The 21,610-nt window shown below is 41.7% G+C and carries 17 protein-coding genes; 4 read left to right on the plus strand and 13 right to left on the minus strand.

Features of this window, described 5'->3' with window-relative positions:
• Window positions 1–69 precede the first annotated feature (69 nt).
• Window positions 70–1,104, minus strand: a complete 1,035-nt coding sequence (locus QR40_RS18520) for a glycoside hydrolase family protein (protein ID WP_044288955.1) — start codon at window positions 1,102–1,104, stop codon at window positions 70–72.
• Between the two features lie 194 nt (window positions 1,105–1,298).
• Between QR40_RS18520 and QR40_RS18525 the strand changes: the two genes are divergently transcribed.
• The gene (locus QR40_RS18525; protein WP_044296350.1) at window positions 1,299–2,171 is read left to right on the plus strand and encodes a helix-turn-helix transcriptional regulator; all 873 of its coding nucleotides are present in this window, start codon (window positions 1,299–1,301) and stop codon (window positions 2,169–2,171) included.
• Between the two features lie 179 nt (window positions 2,172–2,350).
• Here the strand turns inward: QR40_RS18525 and QR40_RS18530 are convergent, their stop codons facing one another.
• From QR40_RS18530 to QR40_RS18555, 6 genes are all read right to left on the minus strand, one after another.
• Window positions 2,351–3,487: an ABC transporter permease subunit gene (locus tag QR40_RS18530; RefSeq protein ID WP_044296351.1), complete on the minus strand. Its 1,137-nt coding sequence runs from the start codon at window positions 3,485–3,487 to the stop codon at window positions 2,351–2,353.
• A complete protein-coding gene (locus QR40_RS18535) occupies window positions 3,474–4,361 on the minus strand; it encodes an ABC transporter ATP-binding protein (protein WP_027292970.1) in 888 nt (295 codons plus the stop codon). The genes QR40_RS18530 and QR40_RS18535 overlap by 14 nt, the downstream gene beginning before the upstream one ends.
• The gene (locus tag QR40_RS18540) at window positions 4,349–5,101 is read right to left on the minus strand and encodes a bacteriorhodopsin (RefSeq protein WP_027292971.1); all 753 of its coding nucleotides are present in this window, start codon (window positions 5,099–5,101) and stop codon (window positions 4,349–4,351) included. Before QR40_RS18540 ends, QR40_RS18535 begins: the two co-directional genes overlap by 13 nt.
• Window positions 5,094–5,651, minus strand: a complete 558-nt coding sequence (locus QR40_RS18545) for an RNA polymerase sigma factor (protein ID WP_027292972.1) — start codon at window positions 5,649–5,651, stop codon at window positions 5,094–5,096. Before QR40_RS18545 ends, QR40_RS18540 begins: the two co-directional genes overlap by 8 nt.
• Window positions 5,652–5,913: 262 nt before the next feature.
• Window positions 5,914–7,185: a DUF4179 domain-containing protein gene (locus QR40_RS18550; RefSeq protein ID WP_027292973.1), complete on the minus strand. Its 1,272-nt coding sequence runs from the start codon at window positions 7,183–7,185 to the stop codon at window positions 5,914–5,916.
• The gene (locus QR40_RS18555) at window positions 7,175–7,699 is read right to left on the minus strand and encodes a sigma-70 family RNA polymerase sigma factor (RefSeq protein ID WP_027292974.1); all 525 of its coding nucleotides are present in this window, start codon (window positions 7,697–7,699) and stop codon (window positions 7,175–7,177) included. Before QR40_RS18555 ends, QR40_RS18550 begins: the two co-directional genes overlap by 11 nt.
• Window positions 7,700–7,935: 236 nt before the next feature.
• Here QR40_RS18555 and QR40_RS18560 point away from each other — a divergent pair, with 236 nt between their 5' ends.
• Together QR40_RS18560 and QR40_RS18565 are read left to right on the plus strand one after the other, a co-directional pair.
• On the plus strand, window positions 7,936–8,847 hold the full coding sequence (locus QR40_RS18560; RefSeq protein WP_027292975.1) for a helix-turn-helix transcriptional regulator: 912 nt from the start codon (window positions 7,936–7,938) through the stop codon (window positions 8,845–8,847).
• A gap of 74 nt (window positions 8,848–8,921) precedes the next feature.
• Window positions 8,922–9,779, plus strand: coding sequence for a prenyltransferase/squalene oxidase repeat-containing protein (locus QR40_RS18565; RefSeq protein ID WP_027292976.1), 858 nt, complete (start codon window positions 8,922–8,924; stop codon window positions 9,777–9,779).
• Window positions 9,780–10,077: 298 nt separating this feature from the next.
• Here the strand turns inward: QR40_RS18565 and QR40_RS18570 are convergent, their stop codons facing one another.
• Window positions 10,078–13,257 carry a glycosyl hydrolase gene (locus tag QR40_RS18570; protein WP_027292977.1) on the minus strand — a complete coding sequence of 1,060 codons (3,180 nt, stop codon included), beginning with the start codon at window positions 13,255–13,257 and terminating at the stop codon, window positions 10,078–10,080.
• Window positions 13,258–13,390: 133 nt separating this feature from the next.
• On the opposite strand from QR40_RS18570, the gene QR40_RS30040 reads away from it, so the two are divergent.
• Entirely contained in the window at window positions 13,391–14,251 is an 861-nt protein-coding gene (locus QR40_RS30040) for an AraC family transcriptional regulator (RefSeq protein ID WP_027292978.1), read from the plus strand.
• 1 nt (window position 14,252) lies between these two features.
• Here QR40_RS30040 and mglC read toward each other — a convergent pair whose 3' ends face one another.
• From mglC to QR40_RS18600, 5 genes are all read right to left on the minus strand, one after another.
• A complete protein-coding gene (gene mglC, locus QR40_RS18580; protein WP_027292979.1) occupies window positions 14,253–15,482 on the minus strand; it encodes a galactose/methyl galactoside ABC transporter permease MglC in 1,230 nt (409 codons plus the stop codon).
• Window positions 15,483–15,536: 54 nt separating this feature from the next.
• Complete coding sequence (locus QR40_RS18585) at window positions 15,537–17,036, minus strand: sugar ABC transporter ATP-binding protein (RefSeq protein ID WP_027292980.1); 1,500 nt, start codon at window positions 17,034–17,036, stop codon at window positions 15,537–15,539.
• Window positions 17,037–17,115: 79 nt separating this feature from the next.
• The gene (locus QR40_RS18590; RefSeq protein ID WP_027292981.1) at window positions 17,116–18,231 is read right to left on the minus strand and encodes a galactose ABC transporter substrate-binding protein; all 1,116 of its coding nucleotides are present in this window, start codon (window positions 18,229–18,231) and stop codon (window positions 17,116–17,118) included.
• A gap of 266 nt (window positions 18,232–18,497) precedes the next feature.
• Window positions 18,498–20,255: a heparinase II/III family protein gene (locus QR40_RS18595; RefSeq protein WP_044288957.1), complete on the minus strand. Its 1,758-nt coding sequence runs from the start codon at window positions 20,253–20,255 to the stop codon at window positions 18,498–18,500.
• Between the two features lie 31 nt (window positions 20,256–20,286).
• Window positions 20,287–21,594 (minus strand): glycoside hydrolase family protein, encoded by a 1,308-nt coding sequence (locus QR40_RS18600; RefSeq protein WP_152614245.1) that lies wholly within the window; start codon window positions 21,592–21,594, stop codon window positions 20,287–20,289.
• Window positions 21,595–21,610: the final 16 nt, after the last annotated feature.

Raw genomic sequence — 21,610 nt, forward strand, 5'->3', positions numbered from 1 at the left:
TATTTACTGCTGTTTTCCTGGAAACAAATAAAATCTTTCCGCGGGGCGGAATTTTTTACCACGCACAAGCTATATCTCTTTTGATGTCGCAACTGCAATAAACCGTTCCTCTTTATCATTACATGCACAGTAATAATGGTATACAATCCCATTATTTTTCAGCACAAATGGTTTATGGGCGAAAGTATTCTCCCACTCTTCTTCAGGCTCAATCAGGGGCTGCCCTTCCCATTTCCTCCAGTGCACCAAATCCCTGGATACCGCAAAGGTGTCAAAAGCAGTACATATACCGTCTTTAGACATTGCAATAAAATAATTCATTACCCACAGATCCCCCATTTTTATAATCTGAGGATCACCGGAAATGAAGTTTCCTTTGGTGTCTCCGTTATCTATGACGGGATTTTCTCCATAACGTTCCCACCTCTCCATGTCTTCCGATACGGCAATCCCGATTCGCTCCGGCATATCAGCAGCTCCTTTGCAATTATAAAACATCACAAACGGATAGCCTAAAGTTTCCTCATCATCGCGAAATACATATGATTTGTACAGGGTAAATGCTTCAAACCACCTGCTGTCCTCATCGTCCATGCGCAGTATCGGCTCGGCTTTTACTTTCCATTCTTTTGCCTGGGTTGGATCATCGGTGCATGCCAGACCAATATGCAGTGGCGGTGTCTCATAACCAGGAAGCGCTCCTCCAATATAGGTTGCCCAATATTTTCCCTGATAAGAATGCAGTGCATGATCTCCTTCCCATGCGGTGTCCATCAATGCCAGACCTGCATCTACCTGACATCCGTCCCAGCCTGCCTTGCTTCTGGTGAGAATCCTTCCGCTTTCCTCCCAATGCAGTAAATCAAAGCTTTTAGCAAGATAGGTATCATATCCCATATTTTCTGCACTGGGATTTATTGCTGTGTACATCATATACCAGATTCCGTCTTTTTGGAAGATTGTGGGGCAGTCTGTCAACTGTTGTTCCTTTTTGATGACTGCTCCCCATTTATAAGGTGTCTGCAGTTCTCTATATACTCGTTCCATCTCTTCATTGGAAACAAATGGAGTATCCTTTATATTTTTTTCTAAAATTGGTATCATGCTGATTTTCCTCCTGGTTCTTCATGCTTTTGCCTGTTGACAAGCATAATTATATAGAATATATTTAGGAAAGTATATGTTTTCCTGGAACCGTCATTTGTTATTTTGGAAACTAAAGCAGTATTTATCATTCAGTATAGTATCCATCTTATCAAAGCTTCCATTTACAATAAATAATATGAAAGGGGATTTTTATGCCTGTATCTACATATAAAACAGCCTATCTTTCCAATCTCTCCCACAGCATGCCTTCTTTTATTTTTTGTGGGCGTAAAGACTTTGTGCCAAACGAAGTTCATGTTAAAAGAATTTTTCCCGCATTTAACATCATGTTTGTCCGTTATGGCTGTATACACATTATGGAGAATAACCAGCTTTACATTTTAAAGAAAGGGGACTGGTTTATACAGACTCCGAATCTGCTGCATTATGGGGTACACCCCCAGCCGGATCCGGCATCTTTTTATTTCATACACTGCATGCCCCTGGAGGAATGGAATATCAGTGATCGGGGTGTTCCCACTGCGCCTTCTATGGAAATCCTGGACACCGGTTCAGGCATGTTTCCGCCCTATTTTAAACTGCAGATGCCATTGCAATCTTCCTGTTCAGAAAGCACAATGGAACTGGCCGAGCAATTCGTAACACGATACCATCATAATACCCTGTTGGAAAACCAGAGTTCTTTTCAACAATTGCTTCACAGTATGATTCAAAAATCACGCAGATTTACATCGGAACAAAACATTGGAGATGATATTGCAGCTTATATGTATCTTCACTTTTTAGACCGAAATTTCAATCTGGATCTGCTATGCAGTAAATTCGGATTTACCCGGCAGTATGTTACAAAACTGCTAAAAAAGAAAACAGGGAAATCGTTCCTGGAATACATCCGTTATCTTAAAATTGACTATGCCAAAAAGCAGCTGTCTGCAGGAAACGTACAGATAACTGCTTTGGCTGAAAAACTGGGATACAGTGATACGGCTGCTTTTAGTCATATGTTTAAAAAAGAGCTGGGGGAGTCCCCCAACTCTTATTGTAAACGCGTATTTCAAGCATAGGATAGAGAAAATATAGTGTTTTACTTTGCAACACTGATGCAAAAATGCTGTTACCAACATGAATAGCTTACAGTGTTTCTCTCACGGTTCAAAGCGCTTGGTCGCGTACATCGGGCCGTTCATATATGGGATTATGTCCCGCCCCAGGAACAACGGTTAAGGTTTTTACCTTGTATAGTCTACCCCGCCTGGTATCTCATATATTTCCTTACGCCGAAGATACTGCCTCCCAGAATCAAAAGGAATGAACACCCATAACTTAAAAAACGTTCTATTGGCATTCCCCCTGTCAATATATTAGCAGGCAGATAGATTGGAAACCATTTGACTATCATACTGCATAACATAATAAACCTGGTAGGTCGTAACGGCGACAAAATGATTGAGTAAATAATTAAAGGCAGAAGATACATCAGCAGTCCCCAGATCAGCGCAGCAAAACTCTGTTTATGCCTGGCGGAAAAATATAGCGTTATGCAGGTAGTTACCCAGGAGGCAATGAGCCCTGTTACCACATATTGTAACAATACATCTCCTACTGTTCCATAATTTGTATTAGAAAAAACCAAATCTGGAAAAACCAGATCTGCACTTACGGAAAACCCACTGATTCCATATGCGGCTGCAAAAGCACTAAATACCAGGGCAGTGACCGCCAAATATAAAATTGAAGAAAAGCATAGTGCCGCCAATATTTTAGAAACTGCGCTTTTTCGTCTTCCATGTACGGTAATCAGAAGGATATCCGCCGTATGCAGAGCATATTCATCGGAAAATACAGGCGCTGCCGCAATGATAATCAGAACGGAAGTGATCACCATAACCATCATCTGCATCTCCCGAAAATCGTTTCCCCATCCATCTGTGTAACCAAAAGTGTGTGATCCATCCATTAGCTTAGCTATATTCGGTGAATCCTGCTCAGTAACCAGCCTGATTTTTTCTTCTCGGTCAAACCTTTTCGTTGTTAAATTTTCCGTGATATATCTATTGATGCTGTTTTCATAATATCCTTGTTCTGTATTTCCGGTTTTAACGTCTACATCCATTTGGTCAGCTTCAATGGTATATCCAAACCGTTTTATGATATCCTGCACTTTTTCTGTTGTCAACGGTCCTGCATACTCCTGAGCTGTCTTGATATTTTCCCTGATTGCGGCTGTTCTGGTATAGCATTTTCCATCGATATACATATATTCACTGCCAAGAACCGACATCCAGAAGTAAAATGCCAGAAACAGGAGACTACCGATCAAGCCGAAATATATTATTTTTTTTGAATAAATTTTGAACAATTCCATTTTAAAAATTGTCATGCTGTCCACCCGCTTCCTCTGTAAAATACAAATATACATCTTCCAGATTTGGTTCTTCCGGGACAGCATTTTCCATAGGCTTTTCTTTTGCAATAATACGAAGCATTACCTGTCCATTCATATTTTTCAGGTTGCTGATGGCATATTTACAGTTATATTCTTCCGCCTTATTTTCAGGAACGAGACATTCCCATACGTTGCCTCTGGCAAATTCTGTAAGATCATCGGGCACTCCCTGTTTTATAATCCGCCCCTTTTTCATGATCAATATTCTGTCTGCTATATACGCAATATCCGAGACAATATGTGTGGATAAAATTACGATGCGGTTGCTGCCAAGTGCGCTGATAATATTGCGAAAACGGATTCTTTCCTTGGGATCTAGTCCTGCCGTAGGTTCATCTAAGATCAGGATTTCCGGATCATTCAGCAGAGCCTGGGCTATTCCAAGCCTTCGTATCATCCCTCCGGAAAAGGTCTTTATTTTCTGTTTTGCCTCCCCAGACAGACCTACCAGTTCTAATAGCTCCCTGCATTTTTCTTTTGCCATTTCCTTTGGCAATGCTTTTAATGAAGCCAGATACATCATATAGCGCCATGCCGTAAAATCCGGATAGTAACCAAATTCCTGTGGAAGATATCCCAGCATTCTCCGGTAATCTCCACCCAGTTTCTGGATCGGGCTCCCATTACACAGAACCTCTCCTTTAGTAGGCCGCAGTATATTACATATCATACGAAGCAGCGTTGTTTTACCTGCTCCATTGGCACCAAGAAGCCCATATATTCCATTGTTAAAAATAAGGTCTATATGGTCAACTGCCGCCTTTTCGTTGTACTGCTTACTTACCCCCTCCAATTTTAATTCCAGCATAATTCTTTTCCTCCCGTCTTCAGTTTACGTAATAATGCATAAATTTCAATTGCCAATAATATGGTTCCAATTAAGAATACTGCTGTCCATACCGGCAGATAAACTGTGCGGTAAACCCTGGGAATGACAGCCGGTATTGCCGATCCGATACATAAGAAAACAGCCAGGATTATCTGGATCCATTTTCTTCCTGAATTTCTGCCTGCAGACACAAAAAACAGGTAACAGACATTTGACACCACAAACGGAACTAAGATATACAAGCACACTGCAAAAATACTGTACTTCATTTTATCTGCCACGCTAAAAATCATTGCCGTCAAAATACAAAGGTCTATTGCTCCTGAAATCAGCATTTTTATACTCCATATCTGTCCCAGATTCAGAAAACAGCTCTGCTCCAGTTCTGCCATATTCCAGGACAGGCTGCGGCTGATTTCAAATACAGACACCAGCCCCATCAAGGCTGCCAGCATGGATGCCCCGATCAGATACTCCTGCATTTTATCCGGAACCACCCCATACTGTGTAAATAGCAGGATTGCTGCAGCTGCTAAAAGTGCCTGCCCGCTCCAATATTCTTTGGAAATATATTGTAACTGGATTTTCAGTATCTGAAGTTTGGAGGGGCTGTACCTGACTTTCTTCAATTCAACATCCTGACGGATATGATTTAATGCCGCTGCTCTTCTATCCTGGTCAATGAAAATCCGTGGGTCCGGGATATCCTTTTTATTCATAAAAATCCTCCTTCTTCAATAGATGTTTTAACTTCTCCATTCCCTGCTTCATTCTGGATTTCACCGTTGCCGTCTTCGCACCAGTCATTTTACTGATTTCTCTGTATTTCATTTCATAATAGCAATGAAGAATAATGACCTCTTTCTGCATCTGCGGAAGAGCTGTCAGCGCCTTCCATATATAGCCCGAATTTTCTTTCTTTATCATTTGAAACGTCAGATCATCTCCCGATATCTGTTCTTCTTCATATCCCGCTTCTTCATCATTGAGGGAAATATCCACCTGCCGTTTTTTCTCTCCATGATAAAAATCACGGCAGACATTCATTGCTATTGTCAGAAGATAACCTTTTAAATTGCGGTAACGGTAGTTATCTATGTAACGAATGAAACGAAGAAATGTTTCCTGGGCAAGATCATAGGACTGGTCCCGGTCTCCGGTCTGATAACAACAAAACCGGTAGATGTCATCATAATATTTTTCTGCTATATCATTTAGATATTGTTTATTGCCATGTTGTACTTCATGAACCAACTGCCTGTCATCCAAGTATCTTCCTCCTCCTATGTCTTTTTCTCCATAGCTTCTCTTTCCTTCTAAAACTAAACTTTTTCTCCATAACTTTTCTTTCCTTCTAAAACTTTTTCCTCCATAACTTTTCCTCCACAACCTGTCTTTCTTGTTAAAAATAACCCTTATATTTAATATAACTGATCTCTGTCCAAAAAGGTTTTAATTATTTCAAAAAAATACTGCAGGCCTACACATTTTTAATGTGAAGCCTGCAGTATCATATAAATTTGCACTTATTTTATTTGGTTAAATCTATGTCTATGCCGTACAATGCTCTGGAAGCCATTGCTTTCTGGTCTTTTTCCTTAAAAGTAGAGATTGCATTTTCTCCCACATAGACAGACAGTTTCGTTATTTTCCTTCCCTGCAGCGGATATACCTGATAAGATCCGTTTTGGGAACCTTCCTCATAGCTAAAATCCAGTTTTTGGCCATTTTGATCGAAAACTGCCGCTGCATAATCACCGGTTGTCGCAATCCAGTAATTCTCATCTATCTCTTCATCAGTCAGATCCTTCCAAGTATTCCCCTCCTTAAGTGCCGCTGCTTTACCCTCTTTATAATATTTTTTCTTAACTGCAAAGATCTCTTCCTGATTGGCATATAAGCCAGGCAGTATGGTTTTCACCTTGACCTCATACGGTGTTACGATCACTTTTTCTATACCAAATCCATTGCTTTCCTTATTTATATCATAAACTTTTACAGAATCTGTATCAACCTTGACATTTAAATCCATCTGCCAATTCCCCTGTGTTGTAACCAATGGAATGATTGGCTCATATCCTTCCTTAAACTTAGGCTTTTCATTTTCTCCTACCGGTATCTCATATTCCTTTTCATTTTTTATCGATTCCTCTGCCAATTTACTGTCTTCATAGGTTATCGAATCCAGATTCAGCTTAAGATTGAAAGATTTATCTGATTGGGTGTAATCCTCATCCAGATCTATTTTCATCATTCCCTGAAATGTATGTTCATCAATTAAACGCCCTTCTATTTTGCTTATTGCATTATCCTGCAATTCTCCTCCTTCACTAATCTGGGCATTACCTTCGAGCATTAAAGTTGGCAGATGCGTTATTCCATCTTCGTCAGTGTACTCATCATACATATTCTGAAACGGCTGCTCTCCCGAAATGGAAAGTGTTACATAAATGGAAGTTCCATCACAATAAGCCTCTTCTGCTTTCACTAACAGCCCTGCATCATTTGATTCCATAGCAGCACCCTCCAGATTTTGTGCCTTTTCAGAAAAATTTCCTGAAAACTCTACTTCATTTTCTATATCTTTAAAAATCCCCCCAATCACCGGTATCTCAGCTGCTAAAACAGGATTATAAAATCCCCAAATAAAAAATGCTGTAATTAAGGCTACTGTACTTCCGGCGCCCAAGGTCACCTTTTTTATTACCTGCTTTTTACGGATTTTTTTCACCTGTTTCATGCCTCCCATAATTGTTTCATCCAAACGATCCGACGTAGGTACCTCATTCCAATTATTGAACATAAATATAATCCTCCTTTAAGTATTTGCGTAATTCTTCCCTGCCTCTACTCAGATATGCTTTCACTGAGCCTTCCGGAATATCTAATATATCTGCAATCTCATTTACTTTTAAGTCATCAAAATATTTCAGTAATATAACATTTCTATATTTTTCTGGTAGTATATCGATAGCTGCATACAGATCCCATTTTTCTTCCAGTGATACTTCCCCTTCCGGGGCTGAAAGGGGAAGGTCATCATATGGTACCTGATCTTTGTGGCTGCGGAAATAATCTTTTGATGCATTGATTAAAATTCTGGTCAGCCATGTTTTAAAATATTTTGGTTCTTTCATAGTTTTAATAGACGAAAACGCCTTGACCACGCAATCCGAGACGATGTCCAGAGCAGCATCTTCATTTTTTGCATAAAGATACGCAGTCCGGTACAAATAAAGCTTATGCATCTCGATTAATTGCCCGTAAGCATTCACATTGCCATGCATTGCTTTCTTCGCCAGTTTTATTTCATCCAATTTTTCTTACCGCCTTCCTCATGTTTTTCCGGAAAAATCATGTTTTGTAAGATTTGTTTTAATTTTACACTATTTAGACGCGTTAAAGAGGGAAATGGTTACAAATAATTGAGAAAATGATAAGAACTTTTAGAAATGATCTAAAGGATTTTAGATCCTGACCGGCTTGAATTTATCAGCAAAAACTTGACATTCCATGTCTTGTTTCATATGATGATATCTATGAGGTGAAACAAATGAAAAGTAATCGTATGTTTGGCATATTATGCATTTTATTAGAGCAGAAAAAAATTACTGCAAAGGAGCTTGCATCCTATTTTGAAGTATCTGTCCGAACCATTCACCGGGATTTGCTGGATTTATCCAGTGCCGGATTTCCGGTTACCGCTCAGCAGGGAATCGGAGGCGGAATTTCGCTGATGCCGGATTTTTGCTATAGTAAATCAGCTCTTAATAGAGATGACATGGACTTCCTTATTGCCGCCATTCAGGGGCTGGCAAGTATCGACGATCAGGTAAAAATCAAAACCCTTCTGGCAAAACTGCGTTTCAGCAATGAGGATCATTTATTGTTGGAAAATGATGTGATTATTGATTTTACTTCCTGGAATCAAAAAAGCACGTTGACTCACAGTATCAAAAAAATCAGATCTGCGATTGCCGGTCACCAGCTTTTAGAAATGTGCTATTATAGCGGAAGCGGTTATTCCCGCAGAACAGTGGAACCCTATAAATTAATTTTCAAAGAAGAAAACTGGTATCTTTTTGCTTATTGTACCTTCAGGGAAGATTTTCGTATATTTAAGGTCAACCGTATCACTGATTTAAAAATCCGGGAAACCACTTTTGTAGAACGGAAAAATTATAAAATTCCTTCTTTGAACAGTCAATTTGCAAATAACAGCGGTGTTCAGGTCTCCATAAGAATGGATCAATCCTTTGAATTTCTGGCAATTGATCTTTTTGGTTTTGAAAATATAAATACAATAGATAACAATTTATTTATTACATTCTCAACCGAGAATCCCCAATGGGTGATCAGTACCATCGCCAGTTTGGGAAATAAGGCTGAAATACTTGAACCGGACAGCCTGAGGAAGGAAATGAAGCAATTTCTAAATCAGGCGAAGAATTTATATGAAATATGACAGACTGTTGTCTTATTTATGCTTTATACTCTGATTTAGGAATAAAAACAGATAAGAAACGGAAGGTGCTGGAAATGACTGTAGAAAAAAAGATTATAGAAAAACAATATTTTTCTGATATTGAGGCAATATTATCCCACAAACAGGATAATGGTGCAGATTATTGGGCTACACCTGATAAGAATCTGATTAAAGGTTCTCCATTTTCAACTTTGGAAAGTGTACTTTATCTATTGGATTTAGGTTTGAATCCGGATGATCCTGTTTTAAAGGCATGTGCAGAACTGATATTCAGTGTCTGGAGGGAAGACGGACGTCTGAAGTTAACCCCAAAGAGCGCGATCTATCCGTGTCATACCACCCATGCTGCCAGTATACTCTGCCGCATGGGATATTCTTCTGATGAAAGAGTTAAAAAGACATTACAGCATCTGCTGGATACACAGTACCACGATGGCGGATGGCGCTGTAATAAATTCAGCTTCGGCAGGGGACCGGAAACGGAATACTCAAATCCCCATCCAACTCTGAATGCCCTGGATGCTTTCCGGTACAGCAATGATTTCGGCAAAGAACCGGCGCTTGATCAGGCTGTTGATTTCCTGCTTTCGCATTGGACAATCCGTAAGCCAATTGGTCCATGCCACTACGGAATCGGCAAGTTATTTATGCAGGTGGAGTATCCGTTTCGCAGCTATAACCTCTTTTTTTATGTCTATGTCCTATCATTTTATGAACGTGCGAGAAAAGACAGCCGCTTCCTGGATGCATTTCATGCACTGGAATCCAGAATGTCGGACGGACAGATTGTAGTGCAGCGTATCAACCGGAAACTGTCCGGGCTTACGTTATGCAGACAGGGAGAACCCAGTGCATTGGCAACATTGCGGTATCAGGAAATTCTGAAGAATGTGGAACCAAACACGCTCTAAAACGAACAATTTCATCTTAAATTGGGGTTTAGCTGAGTAACCTGACAATCGTTTGATTACCTATAATGGACTTGGACATGCAGCCTACGAAGAAGCCAAAGACTTTTATACACAAGTGAACGATTTTCTATTGAATTGATTTTGACGACCTTGCGGCTTACAATGAGCAAGTACACCAATTAGTTAGCACTGCAGTGGTTTAAACAGACAAAAGGATGGCAACGGAATATGCTTCCGCTGCCATCATCATTTGGAGACAGTCCATTTTTCGGCTGAAATTCAGTTGATCGGTATTACCTTAACAGCTTTGAAAAACACGGATTCCTTCCTGCATTCCATAAGGAATCAAATCATATTTATCTGCCCCGGGTCTTCCAAACCGTGGTGACTGCCTCCACATCTCCGGCCATGCCGACCTGCGCGGCTGATCTGCGCAGTGGTGGGGTCCCAGAAGATTCTTGAAGCCGCCGCAGACCCGGACTATTATTTCGTTATTTCCGGGAACGCAGTATTCTGTAATGTCAAAGAGATAATTTCCATTTACTCCAACCAATCCCGTTTCTATACCGTTTACAAATAAGGAAGCACAGGTGGTCTCCATCTGCGGAACGGATACTATCACTTTCCCCGCTTTTTCTTTTGAAAATGTATAGCTGTACAGCACGGCCCCTTCATACATAGGATATCCCTGTTCTATCCAGGTTCCGTACTGAAGTTTTTCCTTCTTCGTAATAGTCCAAATTCCTTCTCTTGGAACTACATGGAATTCACCCCGTATATAAACAGGCTCTACTTCCAGTCTGACATCAAATCTATCGGTTTTTAAAACTACAATATTTTCGCCCTTTTTCAGCATCCCGGCAATATCAGCGACTGCAGTAAGGTCATCCAGATAATATCCTTCTCTCCATATAACAGGTTTCCCGTTTAGCATAACTTCATACTGCTGCCCCTGTTCTGCTGCAAGCTCCACTATTTCCGGAACATCTTCCACGCTGAAGCGGTAAGATGCCGTAAACCCAGTACCTTCCCCAAATAGATTGCTGTCCAGATAACGTCTCTTATACTGAACCTGGTTATCCCAGGGATTATCGGGATATCCCCGATGCCGGTAGACCTCTTTGCCCGCAAACAGCGCACACATATCCTTATATATCCTGCCGTCCAGCTCCAGATCACAGTAATCTATAATCATGCTGTTTTTAGATTCGGCTTGGATTTTATCTAACACTACCGGAATTTCTGCTTTGTCCTGCACTGCTGGTTTTGAAAAGGTTTCATCTGTGGAATTAATCTCTGACTCATCTGCACCCGGTTGGCCTACCAGGAACATTGCTGATTCATAACGGTCTAAATCCAGTGAAAAAGAAACTTTTCCATCTTTTTCCTGATAAGGATACACCTTTGCTTTGCCATCCCATAAGTCCAGGTATTTCACCTGCCTGCCATCTAACGTTATTACATTTTTCACTTTGCCCAGACTGTGGTTCACAAAATAATAGACATTGTATTTCTCATCTAACACACGTCTCATATGTTCCACTCCTGTCTCAAAGGGGTGCTCTGCTTCGATTCGGCTGTTTAAAAATTCACGCAGCTTTCCCGACATTTCATAAGGGGTATTTACCATTATCCAGTTCTTATGATGACATAATTTTTCTTCCACAACATGGCTTTCCCTGCCCTCCACGTAACCTCCCGGAATGCCAAGACTGATTACATGACCGCCTTCGTCAAGGTATTTCTCCAGCAGATCCACCGTGGTCTGAAGCATATTTTTCATTTCACCGGTTATCAGGATTACCTGATACTCCTGGTTTTTCAGCTGTATCCTGCCGGATATGGATTTGCCATGACGCTTTATAATGTCTTCATTTCCAAGATCAAAATCCCACTGATCATCGATTAATTGCTGCATGGCGGCATAATACGGACGCATATCCGGTGTCTTAGCCAGATCATCCTTTACAACTAATCCCGATGGCTCCCCGTCCATAATTCTCATATATCCGGTAAGTGTGGGGTGCATCAGCAATACGCGCTGTTCCATATGTCCCTGGGATAAAAGTGCGCATACCCTTCCAAAATAATCATTCACACCGGTAAACTGCTCCCACCAGGGCTGTCTCCAGTCAAATGACTGGGGATGATCCCGCTTTCTGGCTCCGATATAGGAGGTATAGGTCAGATGCTCATTGATAAAATTAACACCATTTACCATTAGCCAGTCCCCGATTCTTTTGAAATCCGCCAGTGTGGAATCCCATCCCCCCGCACCAAACGCTTCGCAAAAACATCTTTCCTGTCCGAATTGGTTAACGGCACTTCTTAATTCCTGCATAATTAAGCCCACATGTTCATTGGGCCGCTCCAATAACTTATCATTGACCAGCATATCAATTGCAGGCCATCCCATATATTCAAAATTTGCCATAATATTAGGTGATGTGGTACCAGCGCTCGCCCTTGGCCAATCATCTTCCATATAATGTCCGGTAAGAGCAATCCCGTGTTCCTCACACCATCTTGACAATGGCAGCACAAAATTCCGTACCCACAATTCCCGTGTTGTATCATAATAATCATGGCGTACTTCTTTATCCGTATGTACAAACCACTCTGCTTCTGCGTCCGTAAACAAAGACGGGAGGTAGTCCTCCAGATGATATCCATTTCTCTTGTAGAATTCATGGGAAAACCAATAGCTGTAAGGCAGTGCTTCACTTCCGGCAGTTCCATACACACCGCTTCCGGTTATGGCAGGCTCATCCATAAAAATTGCCGGAATCGCCTTGCCGAATTCTCCGCCAAAGTGATCATAATAAGGCTGGTATACCTTTTCGATAAATGTATCTGTTACTTCTCTGCGCAGGAGGTCCACGTTAGCAAATCCTGCCATCCATCCGGTCGTCTCCCCTTTTACAAACCCCATGATGATAAACCAGTCTGATGTTTCTGCCCACTTATTTCCCGGAAGCTGGGTAATGTCTTTTAATAATCTGATCTTCTCACCAATTTCCTTCCCGCCAGCTATCTTCTCGCAGGCAAATACCCGGACCTGACTGATATCGTCAAACCATTTCTCTGCCTTTTCTTTTGTCTTCAGCTGATCTTTATGTACCAGCTGATAGCTGACGGAAGTTCCAAGGCAATCCGGCAACTCTGCCGATACATGCCCCCCTCCAAATCCGGAAGGATATGAATTTTCATCATAGATATAGAGCTTCATTCCCCGCTTTTTTGCCGCATCCAGGGCATATCCCCATTGTTCAAACCATTCTGCGGATAAATAGGTAATTACCATTCCGGGCCTTGGATGTACGATTGCCCCTCCGAAACCATGGCTTTTTAATTCATCCAGCGCATGGTCAATCTGGCAGTCTGTCATGGTATCATTCCATACCCACAGCGGAGCCGTCCGCATAATTGCACTTGGATTTTTCAGTTCCTCCATAAATTTTTCCAGTTGAAACCCCATAAAAAATACCTCCGTTCTTATAATAGATATTGCGATTTCTCATCTTCTGCGTTATCATCATTATATCAAGGAATAACCAGTATTCAATCATGATAATTGCGGAATAATATCAAATAATTGCGGAGGTATGCATATGATTCATTACAATATGGATGTCCTGAAGGACTCTTTTACTGCGGCTGTTGCTCCTGATTCTGTTAATGCTCCTTTTCCTTTTTCTGTACTGGCAGACGGTATTTTTTCGACCGGACAGAATTATTTTACGGAGCGCTCCGGGCAGAATTTTCATATTCTTCTCTATACCCTTTCAGGAGAAGGACTGATTACCGTAAGAAACCAGCAGATTACACTTTCCAGGCATCAGGCGGTTCTTCTGCCATCTTATGAATACCATCGATATCAGAACGCATCCGCCAGTCCCTGGGATTTTGCCTGGGCACATCTGTCCGGTAGCGGTGCAGCTGACTTTGCAGCTTCTTTAAACATGGAAAAAGTCCATGCTATTTCCCCAAACGACACCGACCATTTTTTCGAAACTTTCCAGAATTTGTACCGGATCACAAAAGAAGGAACACTGCTTTCCTGCGCCCGGTGCAGCCATTATATTTCCGGATTGCTGACCGGAATGCTGGAGGGTCTTGTACAGGATACCGGTCTGTCCTCCCCCGGGAATTCGGATATTGCCGCTACCGTTGAATATTTACAGATGCATTACCAGGAGGCAGTCTCCATTGATGCCCTTCTGGAAAAAGTGCATTTTTCCAAATTTCACTTTATCCGTCTTTTCAAAAAGCAGGTGGGCACAACCCCCTACTCTTATCTGACGGGTTACCGCATCAGCCAGAGCAAACGCCTGCTGTGTACCACCCACGACAGTATCAGCGATATTGCCAATCAGGTAGGATTTACCGGCGAGAGTAATTTTATCCACCAGTTTAAATCCATCGTAGGTGAGACACCTGCGGCATACCGGAAAAATAATTGGGGGTTCTAAACTATTTTTTCCTATATTTGGTAAGATCAATTGCAACTGCTACAGCAATGATAATACCCTTAATCACCTGCTGCCACATTGGGCTTACGGCGATAAACTGCAGTCCGTACTGGATAACGGAGAAAATCAACACACCGCTGACGATTCCACTGACTTTTCCAATACCACCGTTTAAGGAAACACCGCCCACAACGCAGGCCGCAATTGCATCCAGTTCATATCCGTTACCGTACTGGTTTGTGGCTCCCGCTGTTCTTGCTGCTTCCAGTACTCCGGCAACACCATATAAAACAGATGCCAGAACGAAAATCCCCATAATGGTTTTGAATACATTCACACCGGAAACGATTGCTGCTTCCCGGTTTCCTCCGATTGCATACACGTTCTTGCCAAATTCTGTTTTGTTCAGGATAAACCAGATGAGAACTACGAAAAAGATGGCAATGGGAACTAAAATAGAGATTCCCGGAAATCCGCCGATTTCAAGAATTTTTTTCTGTCCCAGCACGATAAAATCACTGCGGATACCGCCGATGGGCTGGGATTTGTTTGGTGCCATGTCAAAATAAAGGGAACATGCTCCATACACAATTACCTGTACAGCTAACGTGGCAATAAATGGATGCATGTCGAATTTCGCTACTAAAAATCCATTTAAAATTCCAAACAGGGCACATGCCGCAATTGCTAAAAGAATTGGGAAAATGACTGCCATGTACGGAAGGTCCGGAAAGAATCTGTTGGCATAATCAGCCGTCTGCAGCATGGAAGTCGAAACGACTGCCGCCAGACCAACCATACGTCCCGCCGAAAGGTCTGTACCTGCTATCAGCAGTGTAAAACAGATTCCCAGTGCTACAATCATTTTTGTAGATGACTGGGTTAAAATATCCAGCAATACCTGCAGCTGCATAAAACGCGGCTGGATAAACATAATCACGACAATTAAAACCAGAAGTGCGATCATAATCGCATTATTTGTAATAAACCTCTTTGCCGTCTTACCTGACAGCTCTACATCTGTACCGTGGAATCTCCGGGCTGCAAGCTGATTGATTCCATAACCCAGGGCTGCTAACCCTACCAGGGCTACATACAGGTAAAGATCATAAAAGACTGCCGGATCTAATGCCCAGTATAGAACAATACCCAAAGCCAGCAGCAGAACTCCTGCTGTAATAAATGAAACGGCAAATGGCTTACGCGCAACCATCTTCCCTGATTTCTGCATATGTATTACCTCTCTCTCTATCAAACTTAAAACCTTGCACAAGGATTAAGAACTTTATTTCATAAATTTCGTTGCACAATTCATGACACTTACCGAGTCTGCTTCTTCTGTTTCTAAAATTCCGGTTACCCGGCCTTCGCACATTACCATAATGCGGTCTGACATTCCCAGTAGCTCCGGCATTTCCGATGAAATCATAATGATAGATTTCCCCTGACTTGCAAGCTTGTGCATAATTGTATAGATTTCATATTTTGCCCCTACATCAATACCTCTGGTAGGCTCGTCCAGAATTAAGATATCCGGTTGGGTCAGAAGCCACCTGGCAAGCAGTACTTTCTGCTGATTTCCTCCGGACAGGTTCTGGATTGCTTCTTCCAGGTTAGGAGTCTTAGTCCTTAACTCTGTATTTGATTCCTTTGCAGCTTTTACCCGTTGGCTCTCTCTCAATATTCCCATGCTGGCATATTTTTTCTGGTTGGCAATCACGGTATTATCCAAAACAGATAGAATCCCGAATATCCCGGTTGCCCTTCTTTCCTCGGTCAGCAGCGCGATCTTTTCTTTAATCGCATCCCGTGGGGATCTGATCGCCAGTTTTTTTCCATTCTTTGCAATGGTTCCTTCCGCAATCTCCCTTAATCCAAAGATCGCTTCCACCACTTCTGTTCTCTGGGCTCCTACCAGTCCGCCAATACCCAGAATCTCACCTTTTCTTAATTCAAAACTAACATTTTGAAAAGATTTGGGAAGCGGAGAACATAAATTTTCTACTTTTAGTATCACTTCATCAAGAGGCGAATACTCTTTTGGAGGAAAACGGTTGGTCATATTTCTTCCTACCATCCTGCTGATAATCAAGTCCGTTGTCAGGTCTTTCGCATCCCAGGTACCCACATACTGTCCGTCCCTCATAATGGTTACTTCATCTGATATCTTCAGAATTTCCTCCATTTTATGAGAGATATAAATGATCGCACAGCCTTTGTCCTGGAGCTGGCGTATGATCTTAAATAAATGGTGTGTCTCATTTTCCGTAAGTGACGAAGTGGGCTCATCCATGATAATAATCTTTGAATGATAACTGACAGCTTTTGCAATTTCAACAAGCTGCAGGCTGGATGCAGACAGGGAGCCTGCCAATGCCTGGGGATCTACGTCCAGATCCACTTCCTGGAAAAGCTCTTTTGTCTTACGGATCATATTTTTCTTGTCTACAACAATTCCCCTTTTGGGAAATCTTCCAAGCCATATATTCTCCATTACAGGCCTGAAACGAATTGGATGCAGCTCCTGATGAATCATAGAGACTCCCAAATCTAAAGCCTGTTTGGAGGTCATGATTTTTTCAGGCTTCCCATCCAGGATGATTTCCCCGCCATCTTCATGATATATTCCGAACAGGCACTTCATTAACGTTGATTTCCCGGCACCATTTTCACCCATCAACGCATGTACACTCCCTTTTTTTACAGTAAGGCTGACCTGGTCAAGTGCCTTTACCCCTGGGAATACTTTCGTAATATTTTTCATTTCTAATACGATATCTCCCATGCTGCCGCTCCTTTCTATCAGAAGGGCTGTTACATTAACATACTGTCAATGAACAACCCTAAGTCTGATATCTATCCCTTTATTTCATATATTCCTGATAATTGTCGGCAGTTACTTTTACATAATCAATCCAGACATATTTGCCGTCGGTAACCGGATAGCCGATATTCTGCTCATTAATTTCTTTGCCTTCTACTGCTGCTTTTGCAACATTAATGGTAGCATTTCCCTGATTGGCTGCATCGTTTAATACGGTACCTAACAGAGAACCATCTTTCATCGCTTCCAATGCAGGAGCTGTGGCATCCACACCAACTACCGGAATATATTTTGCTTTGTCTTCTTTATTGTAGCCCTCTGCCTTCAATGCCTCTACAGCCCCCAGTGCCATATCATCATTATTGGAAATAACTGCCTCAATCTTGTCCAGTCCCTGTCCGGTAATAAAAGCTTTCATTAAATCCGTTGCTTTTGCCTTGTCCCACATAGCGGTATCTGCCGCCAGTTTTTCTGTTTTAAATCCGGCTTCTTCAATGGCTTTAATCGAATATTCTGTACGGAGTGTCGCATCCTGATGTCCAGGTTCGCCCTGAAGCATTACGTACTGGATGGTGCCGTCACCGTTTTTATCAGCATCCGGATTAGCTTTAAAGTAATCAGCAATAATTTCTCCGGATAGCTGACCGGACTGCTCTGCTTTCGCACCTACATACCATACCTTATCGTAGCTTTTCATATCCGTTTCTTCCGGTTCACGGTTTAAAAATACAATAGGAAGACTCTTTGCTTTTGCCTTTTCTATAATAGGACCTGCGGCAGTTCGGTCTACCGGGTTAATTGCAAGTGCAGTTACGCCCTTAGTAATAAAGGTATCTACCTGTTCATTCTGGGTAGGCTGCTTGTTCTGGGAATCCACCAGTTCAAGTTCTATTCCTTCTGCTTTTGCCTGGTCTGTCATAGCTGTTCTTACACCTGTCATAAAGGTATCATCGAATTTGTAAATTGCAGAGCCGATCATTACATTCGCGTCACTTTTCGTTTCGCCGGATGTACTGCCTGCATCTTTGGCAGCGGACTGGGCAGTTCCCGTGGCCGCGGTTCCTCCGCCTCTTGTTCCGCACCCGGACATAACACCCATTGTCATAACTGCTGCTGCTCCGCAAGTCAGAACCTTCATTACTGTCTTTCTTTTCATCTTAAAATCCTCCTTTTTTATATCTCAAATAAGATATGGAAAAATACGATTATGTAAGGCTTATAATTTGCCTTTTCGTTTTTCTTCGTCATTATAGCATTTAAGTATAAAAAGGCTTTAGTATTTAATTTATTAGATTTTATACTATTTTGGGCTTCTTTTTCCTCCAATTAGGAGATTATTAAGAGATCGGTACTTTTTAGGCAAAAAAATTCAGATACCGATGATTTGGTATCTGAATTTTTTCTATAGCTGTGGAACCTGTTCTATTTACAATAAATCCGAAATTTAGATTTTCCATATCCATCATTTACATCCACCTGCCACTGTATCAGAAATACATGTTCTGTTTTACCTGCATGATTCTTATGTTCCATAACCTGATAAGATATTTTTACATCCGGATCATCTATCTCTACTGTACAATCCTCATTCCCTCCGCAGATCTGCACTTTATTGCCCCTGATTCTTGGCACATACCTGGTAACCAGATTTTCCTTAACATCCACCAGTCCGTTCCCGCCTGTAAAGGTATCTGTAATCTGCATCATACCGGTTTCCCTATTGAATCTGATTCTCCTGACAGCTTCATCCAGTTCGTCCAGATCATATGCATTTCCAAAACTGATTTCTACATTGCCATTCTTATCTGCTTCAAACCGGTCACAGGCAAAACGCTCACCTTCCATTTGTAAACTGCCATTAATTACAGGTACATTATGGCCAAGGGAACTATTGCACAATATTTGGTAACGCTTGCCGCTGAAATAATCTTTCGTATACTCCCCGGCCCCCAGATCAGCCAGAAGCATGGTATTTTTACTTAGGTACAAGAAACTGCCCACATCATTATGGTTATGATGTTCCGCATTATTGCCGCCTTTAGCCGCCATGCCGCACATATTACCACTCTGTGCAATATACCACTGGGCCTGTTCAAAAATGACAGGCTCTTTTACCAGCCCACTGTGTACTTTTCCATGAACAGAGTTATTTGTGTCAGGGCAAGGCTGTATGCGTTGGTATTGATTTTCTGAAATTTTCTCCAGATAAGCTTCTACCCATATATAATCCCGGTAAAGTGTCATAAAACGATAACAGCTGTCTGAATCAAATGCTGCCGCACACTTTCGGTTTGGAAACCGGACATTCGGAAACCTGCCCGCCAGATAACAGGTCAGGCCCATATGAAAACAATCGTTCATATATCCATCCGAAAAGCTTACGGTCAATCCTGAATCAAAATAACATTTCTGCTGAAACTCTGCTATGGAGGCTATTATCTCATCTGCCATCAAGTCTGCTGCCCCATGGCTGTATTCCAGATACTGTTGGGAAAAACCTGCATAATATGACATTCCATATGAAAAATACGCCAGTCCTTCCATGCAGGCACCATCATCCGTAAATCCTTTCAGATAATGTGTCAGGGAGTATCGGATCCGTTCCAGACATTTCTCCGGTACATCTTTTAATAAATAAATACTTGCACTTCCTATTGCCCCCGCACATACGGCACACCAGTTATTGGTATTGTATTCCCAGGGCTCGCAGGGTGCCTCTGACTGATAAAATGGAGTCAGAACACGGCTTATCACTTCTTTTTTCACACGCTCTCTCAGATCTTTTTTCAAATCCTGTTGAAATATAGTGATCAGCTCTGCCAATGTCTGCCCAGTCTCACAGGCAAATAAGTCCACTGTATTTCTCCAATCCGGATTGTTTTTACGATCTGTATGAGCAGGAAGCGCCCAGCTGTTCTCCATACAGACTGCTTCAATGACTTCTTCCAGTTTATTTAGATCTTCTTCTTTTCGCCCAATCCAATAAGCCATTGCATATACCGCCAGATATTTTCTTCTGATAAAATAATCTTCTTCATAGATCATACGGTTTCCTGTCTTTTCGAACAGCGAAAATTTCTCTTCCGTTAATTCCGGCATGGGCTGGTTTCTCAGCTCCAAAGCATAATTTTCCACACAGCTTCTGTATTCTGCCAGATATTTTTCCAGGTACTCTTTCATACGATTAACTGACCGCCTATCCATTTTATTCTCACATTTCTATATTACCAAAGTATTGATCCTGAATGATTTTATTCTCTAATTTATTTTCAATCAGTTCATTTTCTTTAAAAACATTGAAAATACAGTTATTGATGCTGACTTTCGTAGTTCCATAGTCTTCTAACGCATGATTTCCATGAAAACAAATGGTGCTGTCACCAATTACGGAATTTGTTATATGCACGATATCTACCGGAGTGCCGATCTCCATAAGGTGTATTTTCTTTTTATGAAGAACCCGGATACCATCAAATAATACTTTTTCCTGGTAAGGCACCTCAGCCCCGGGATAATAAGACCTGCTGTATCTGTCATTATCAAAATGTATGGAAAAACCGGTTCTGGGTTTCTGCAGGAAAATATTACGAAACATTACATTTCTTACGCCTGCAGTATAGGTTATCTCATTCTGTACAACAACCCAGTGAATTCCTTCTTCGATTTCCATACCCTGTTCGTGAGAAGGGCAGATGGTGGATATATATTCTGTCCCGTCTGCATCTTCTTTGACACGATATAGCTTTCCATTGGCAGCCACCGTATCTGATTTCTGCAATTTTATCCCCGGAAACCAATCTGTCCAGCCCCCGGCCAGCATACGGCAGAAATATCCGTCCGTAGTCTCTCCATCATGAGTCAGATCCTGGCAATTATCGATCAGACCATCCTCAATCCATCCCAGTTCCGGATTTCCCACATCGTAATCATGTCCGTTCAAAGCAATGGCGTCGTCATAGGTGTCGAAGATTCCATCCCGAATTGTAAAGCGCCTTCCCCTGCCTAAATGCACACCGTCTTTATCCCCTTTTATAATTATATTCTGTATTGTAATATCTTCAAAAGTGCAGACCTGTATGCCATACTGCAGTTTCCCCAGATCCATGCACCGAAACCCCGTAATCAGCAGATCCCGGATGTAGAAAAAAGCTAATTGGCCGTGAAGCCCCTCAACCTCAAACTTTCTGATGTCATTTCCATTAACAGCCAGATGCAGGTTATGGATCTGAATTCCGGTATCATAGATTCTTGTCAGTGCGCCCTGATTTAAAAATACATGAGCGTATTTTCCAAGGTCTTCTGTTTTTTGTATGATAACACCATTTCCAAAAATCAATGTGGTGCAGCTGCTCAGATAGACTGTCCCTGCCAGCCGGTAGGTGCCCTGCCTGGTTATAAGAATTGTCCCGCCATCTTCTACAGCAGACTGCAGGGCTTTTTGATTTTCAACGCCGTCAGCATCCGGGGAGAATCCATAGTCAAATGCATTTTTAAATCCTTCTTTTAATAATGTTGTCATTGAATCGTTCTTCCTT

This window comes from Robinsoniella peoriensis, from assembly GCF_000797495.1.
Classification (GTDB): Bacteria; Bacillota; Clostridia; order Lachnospirales; family Lachnospiraceae; genus Robinsoniella; species Robinsoniella peoriensis.

Bases quoted from the DNA above. Each gene is read 5' to 3' on its own strand.
- QR40_RS18565 (WP_027292976.1), top strand. From the start codon at position 8,922: ATGACTGTAGAAAAAAAGATTATAGAAAAACAATATTTTTCTGATATT.
- QR40_RS18600 (WP_152614245.1), bottom strand. From the start codon at position 21,594: ATGACAACATTATTAAAAGAAGGATTTAAAAATGCATTTGACTATGGA.
- QR40_RS18560 (WP_027292975.1), top strand. From the start codon at position 7,936: ATGAAAAGTAATCGTATGTTTGGCATATTATGCATTTTATTAGAGCAG.
- QR40_RS18525 (WP_044296350.1), top strand. From the start codon at position 1,299: ATGCCTGTATCTACATATAAAACAGCCTATCTTTCCAATCTCTCCCAC.
- QR40_RS18540 (WP_027292971.1), bottom strand. From the start codon at position 5,101: ATGAATAAAAAGGATATCCCGGACCCACGGATTTTCATTGACCAGGAT.
- QR40_RS18535 (WP_027292970.1), bottom strand. From the start codon at position 4,361: ATGCTGGAATTAAAATTGGAGGGGGTAAGTAAGCAGTACAACGAAAAG.
- mglC (WP_027292979.1), bottom strand. From the start codon at position 15,482: ATGCAGAAATCAGGGAAGATGGTTGCGCGTAAGCCATTTGCCGTTTCA.
- QR40_RS18520 (WP_044288955.1), bottom strand. From the start codon at position 1,104: ATGATACCAATTTTAGAAAAAAATATAAAGGATACTCCATTTGTTTCC.
- QR40_RS18595 (WP_044288957.1), bottom strand. From the start codon at position 20,255: ATGAAAGAGTACCTGGAAAAATATCTGGCAGAATACAGAAGCTGTGTG.
- QR40_RS18585 (WP_027292980.1), bottom strand. From the start codon at position 17,036: ATGGGAGATATCGTATTAGAAATGAAAAATATTACGAAAGTATTCCCA.
- QR40_RS18570 (WP_027292977.1), bottom strand. From the start codon at position 13,257: ATGGGGTTTCAACTGGAAAAATTTATGGAGGAACTGAAAAATCCAAGT.
- QR40_RS18530 (WP_044296351.1), bottom strand. From the start codon at position 3,487: ATGACAATTTTTAAAATGGAATTGTTCAAAATTTATTCAAAAAAAATA.
- QR40_RS18590 (WP_027292981.1), bottom strand. From the start codon at position 18,231: ATGAAAAGAAAGACAGTAATGAAGGTTCTGACTTGCGGAGCAGCAGCA.
- QR40_RS18550 (WP_027292973.1), bottom strand. From the start codon at position 7,185: ATGTTCAATAATTGGAATGAGGTACCTACGTCGGATCGTTTGGATGAA.
- QR40_RS30040 (WP_027292978.1), top strand. From the start codon at position 13,391: ATGATTCATTACAATATGGATGTCCTGAAGGACTCTTTTACTGCGGCT.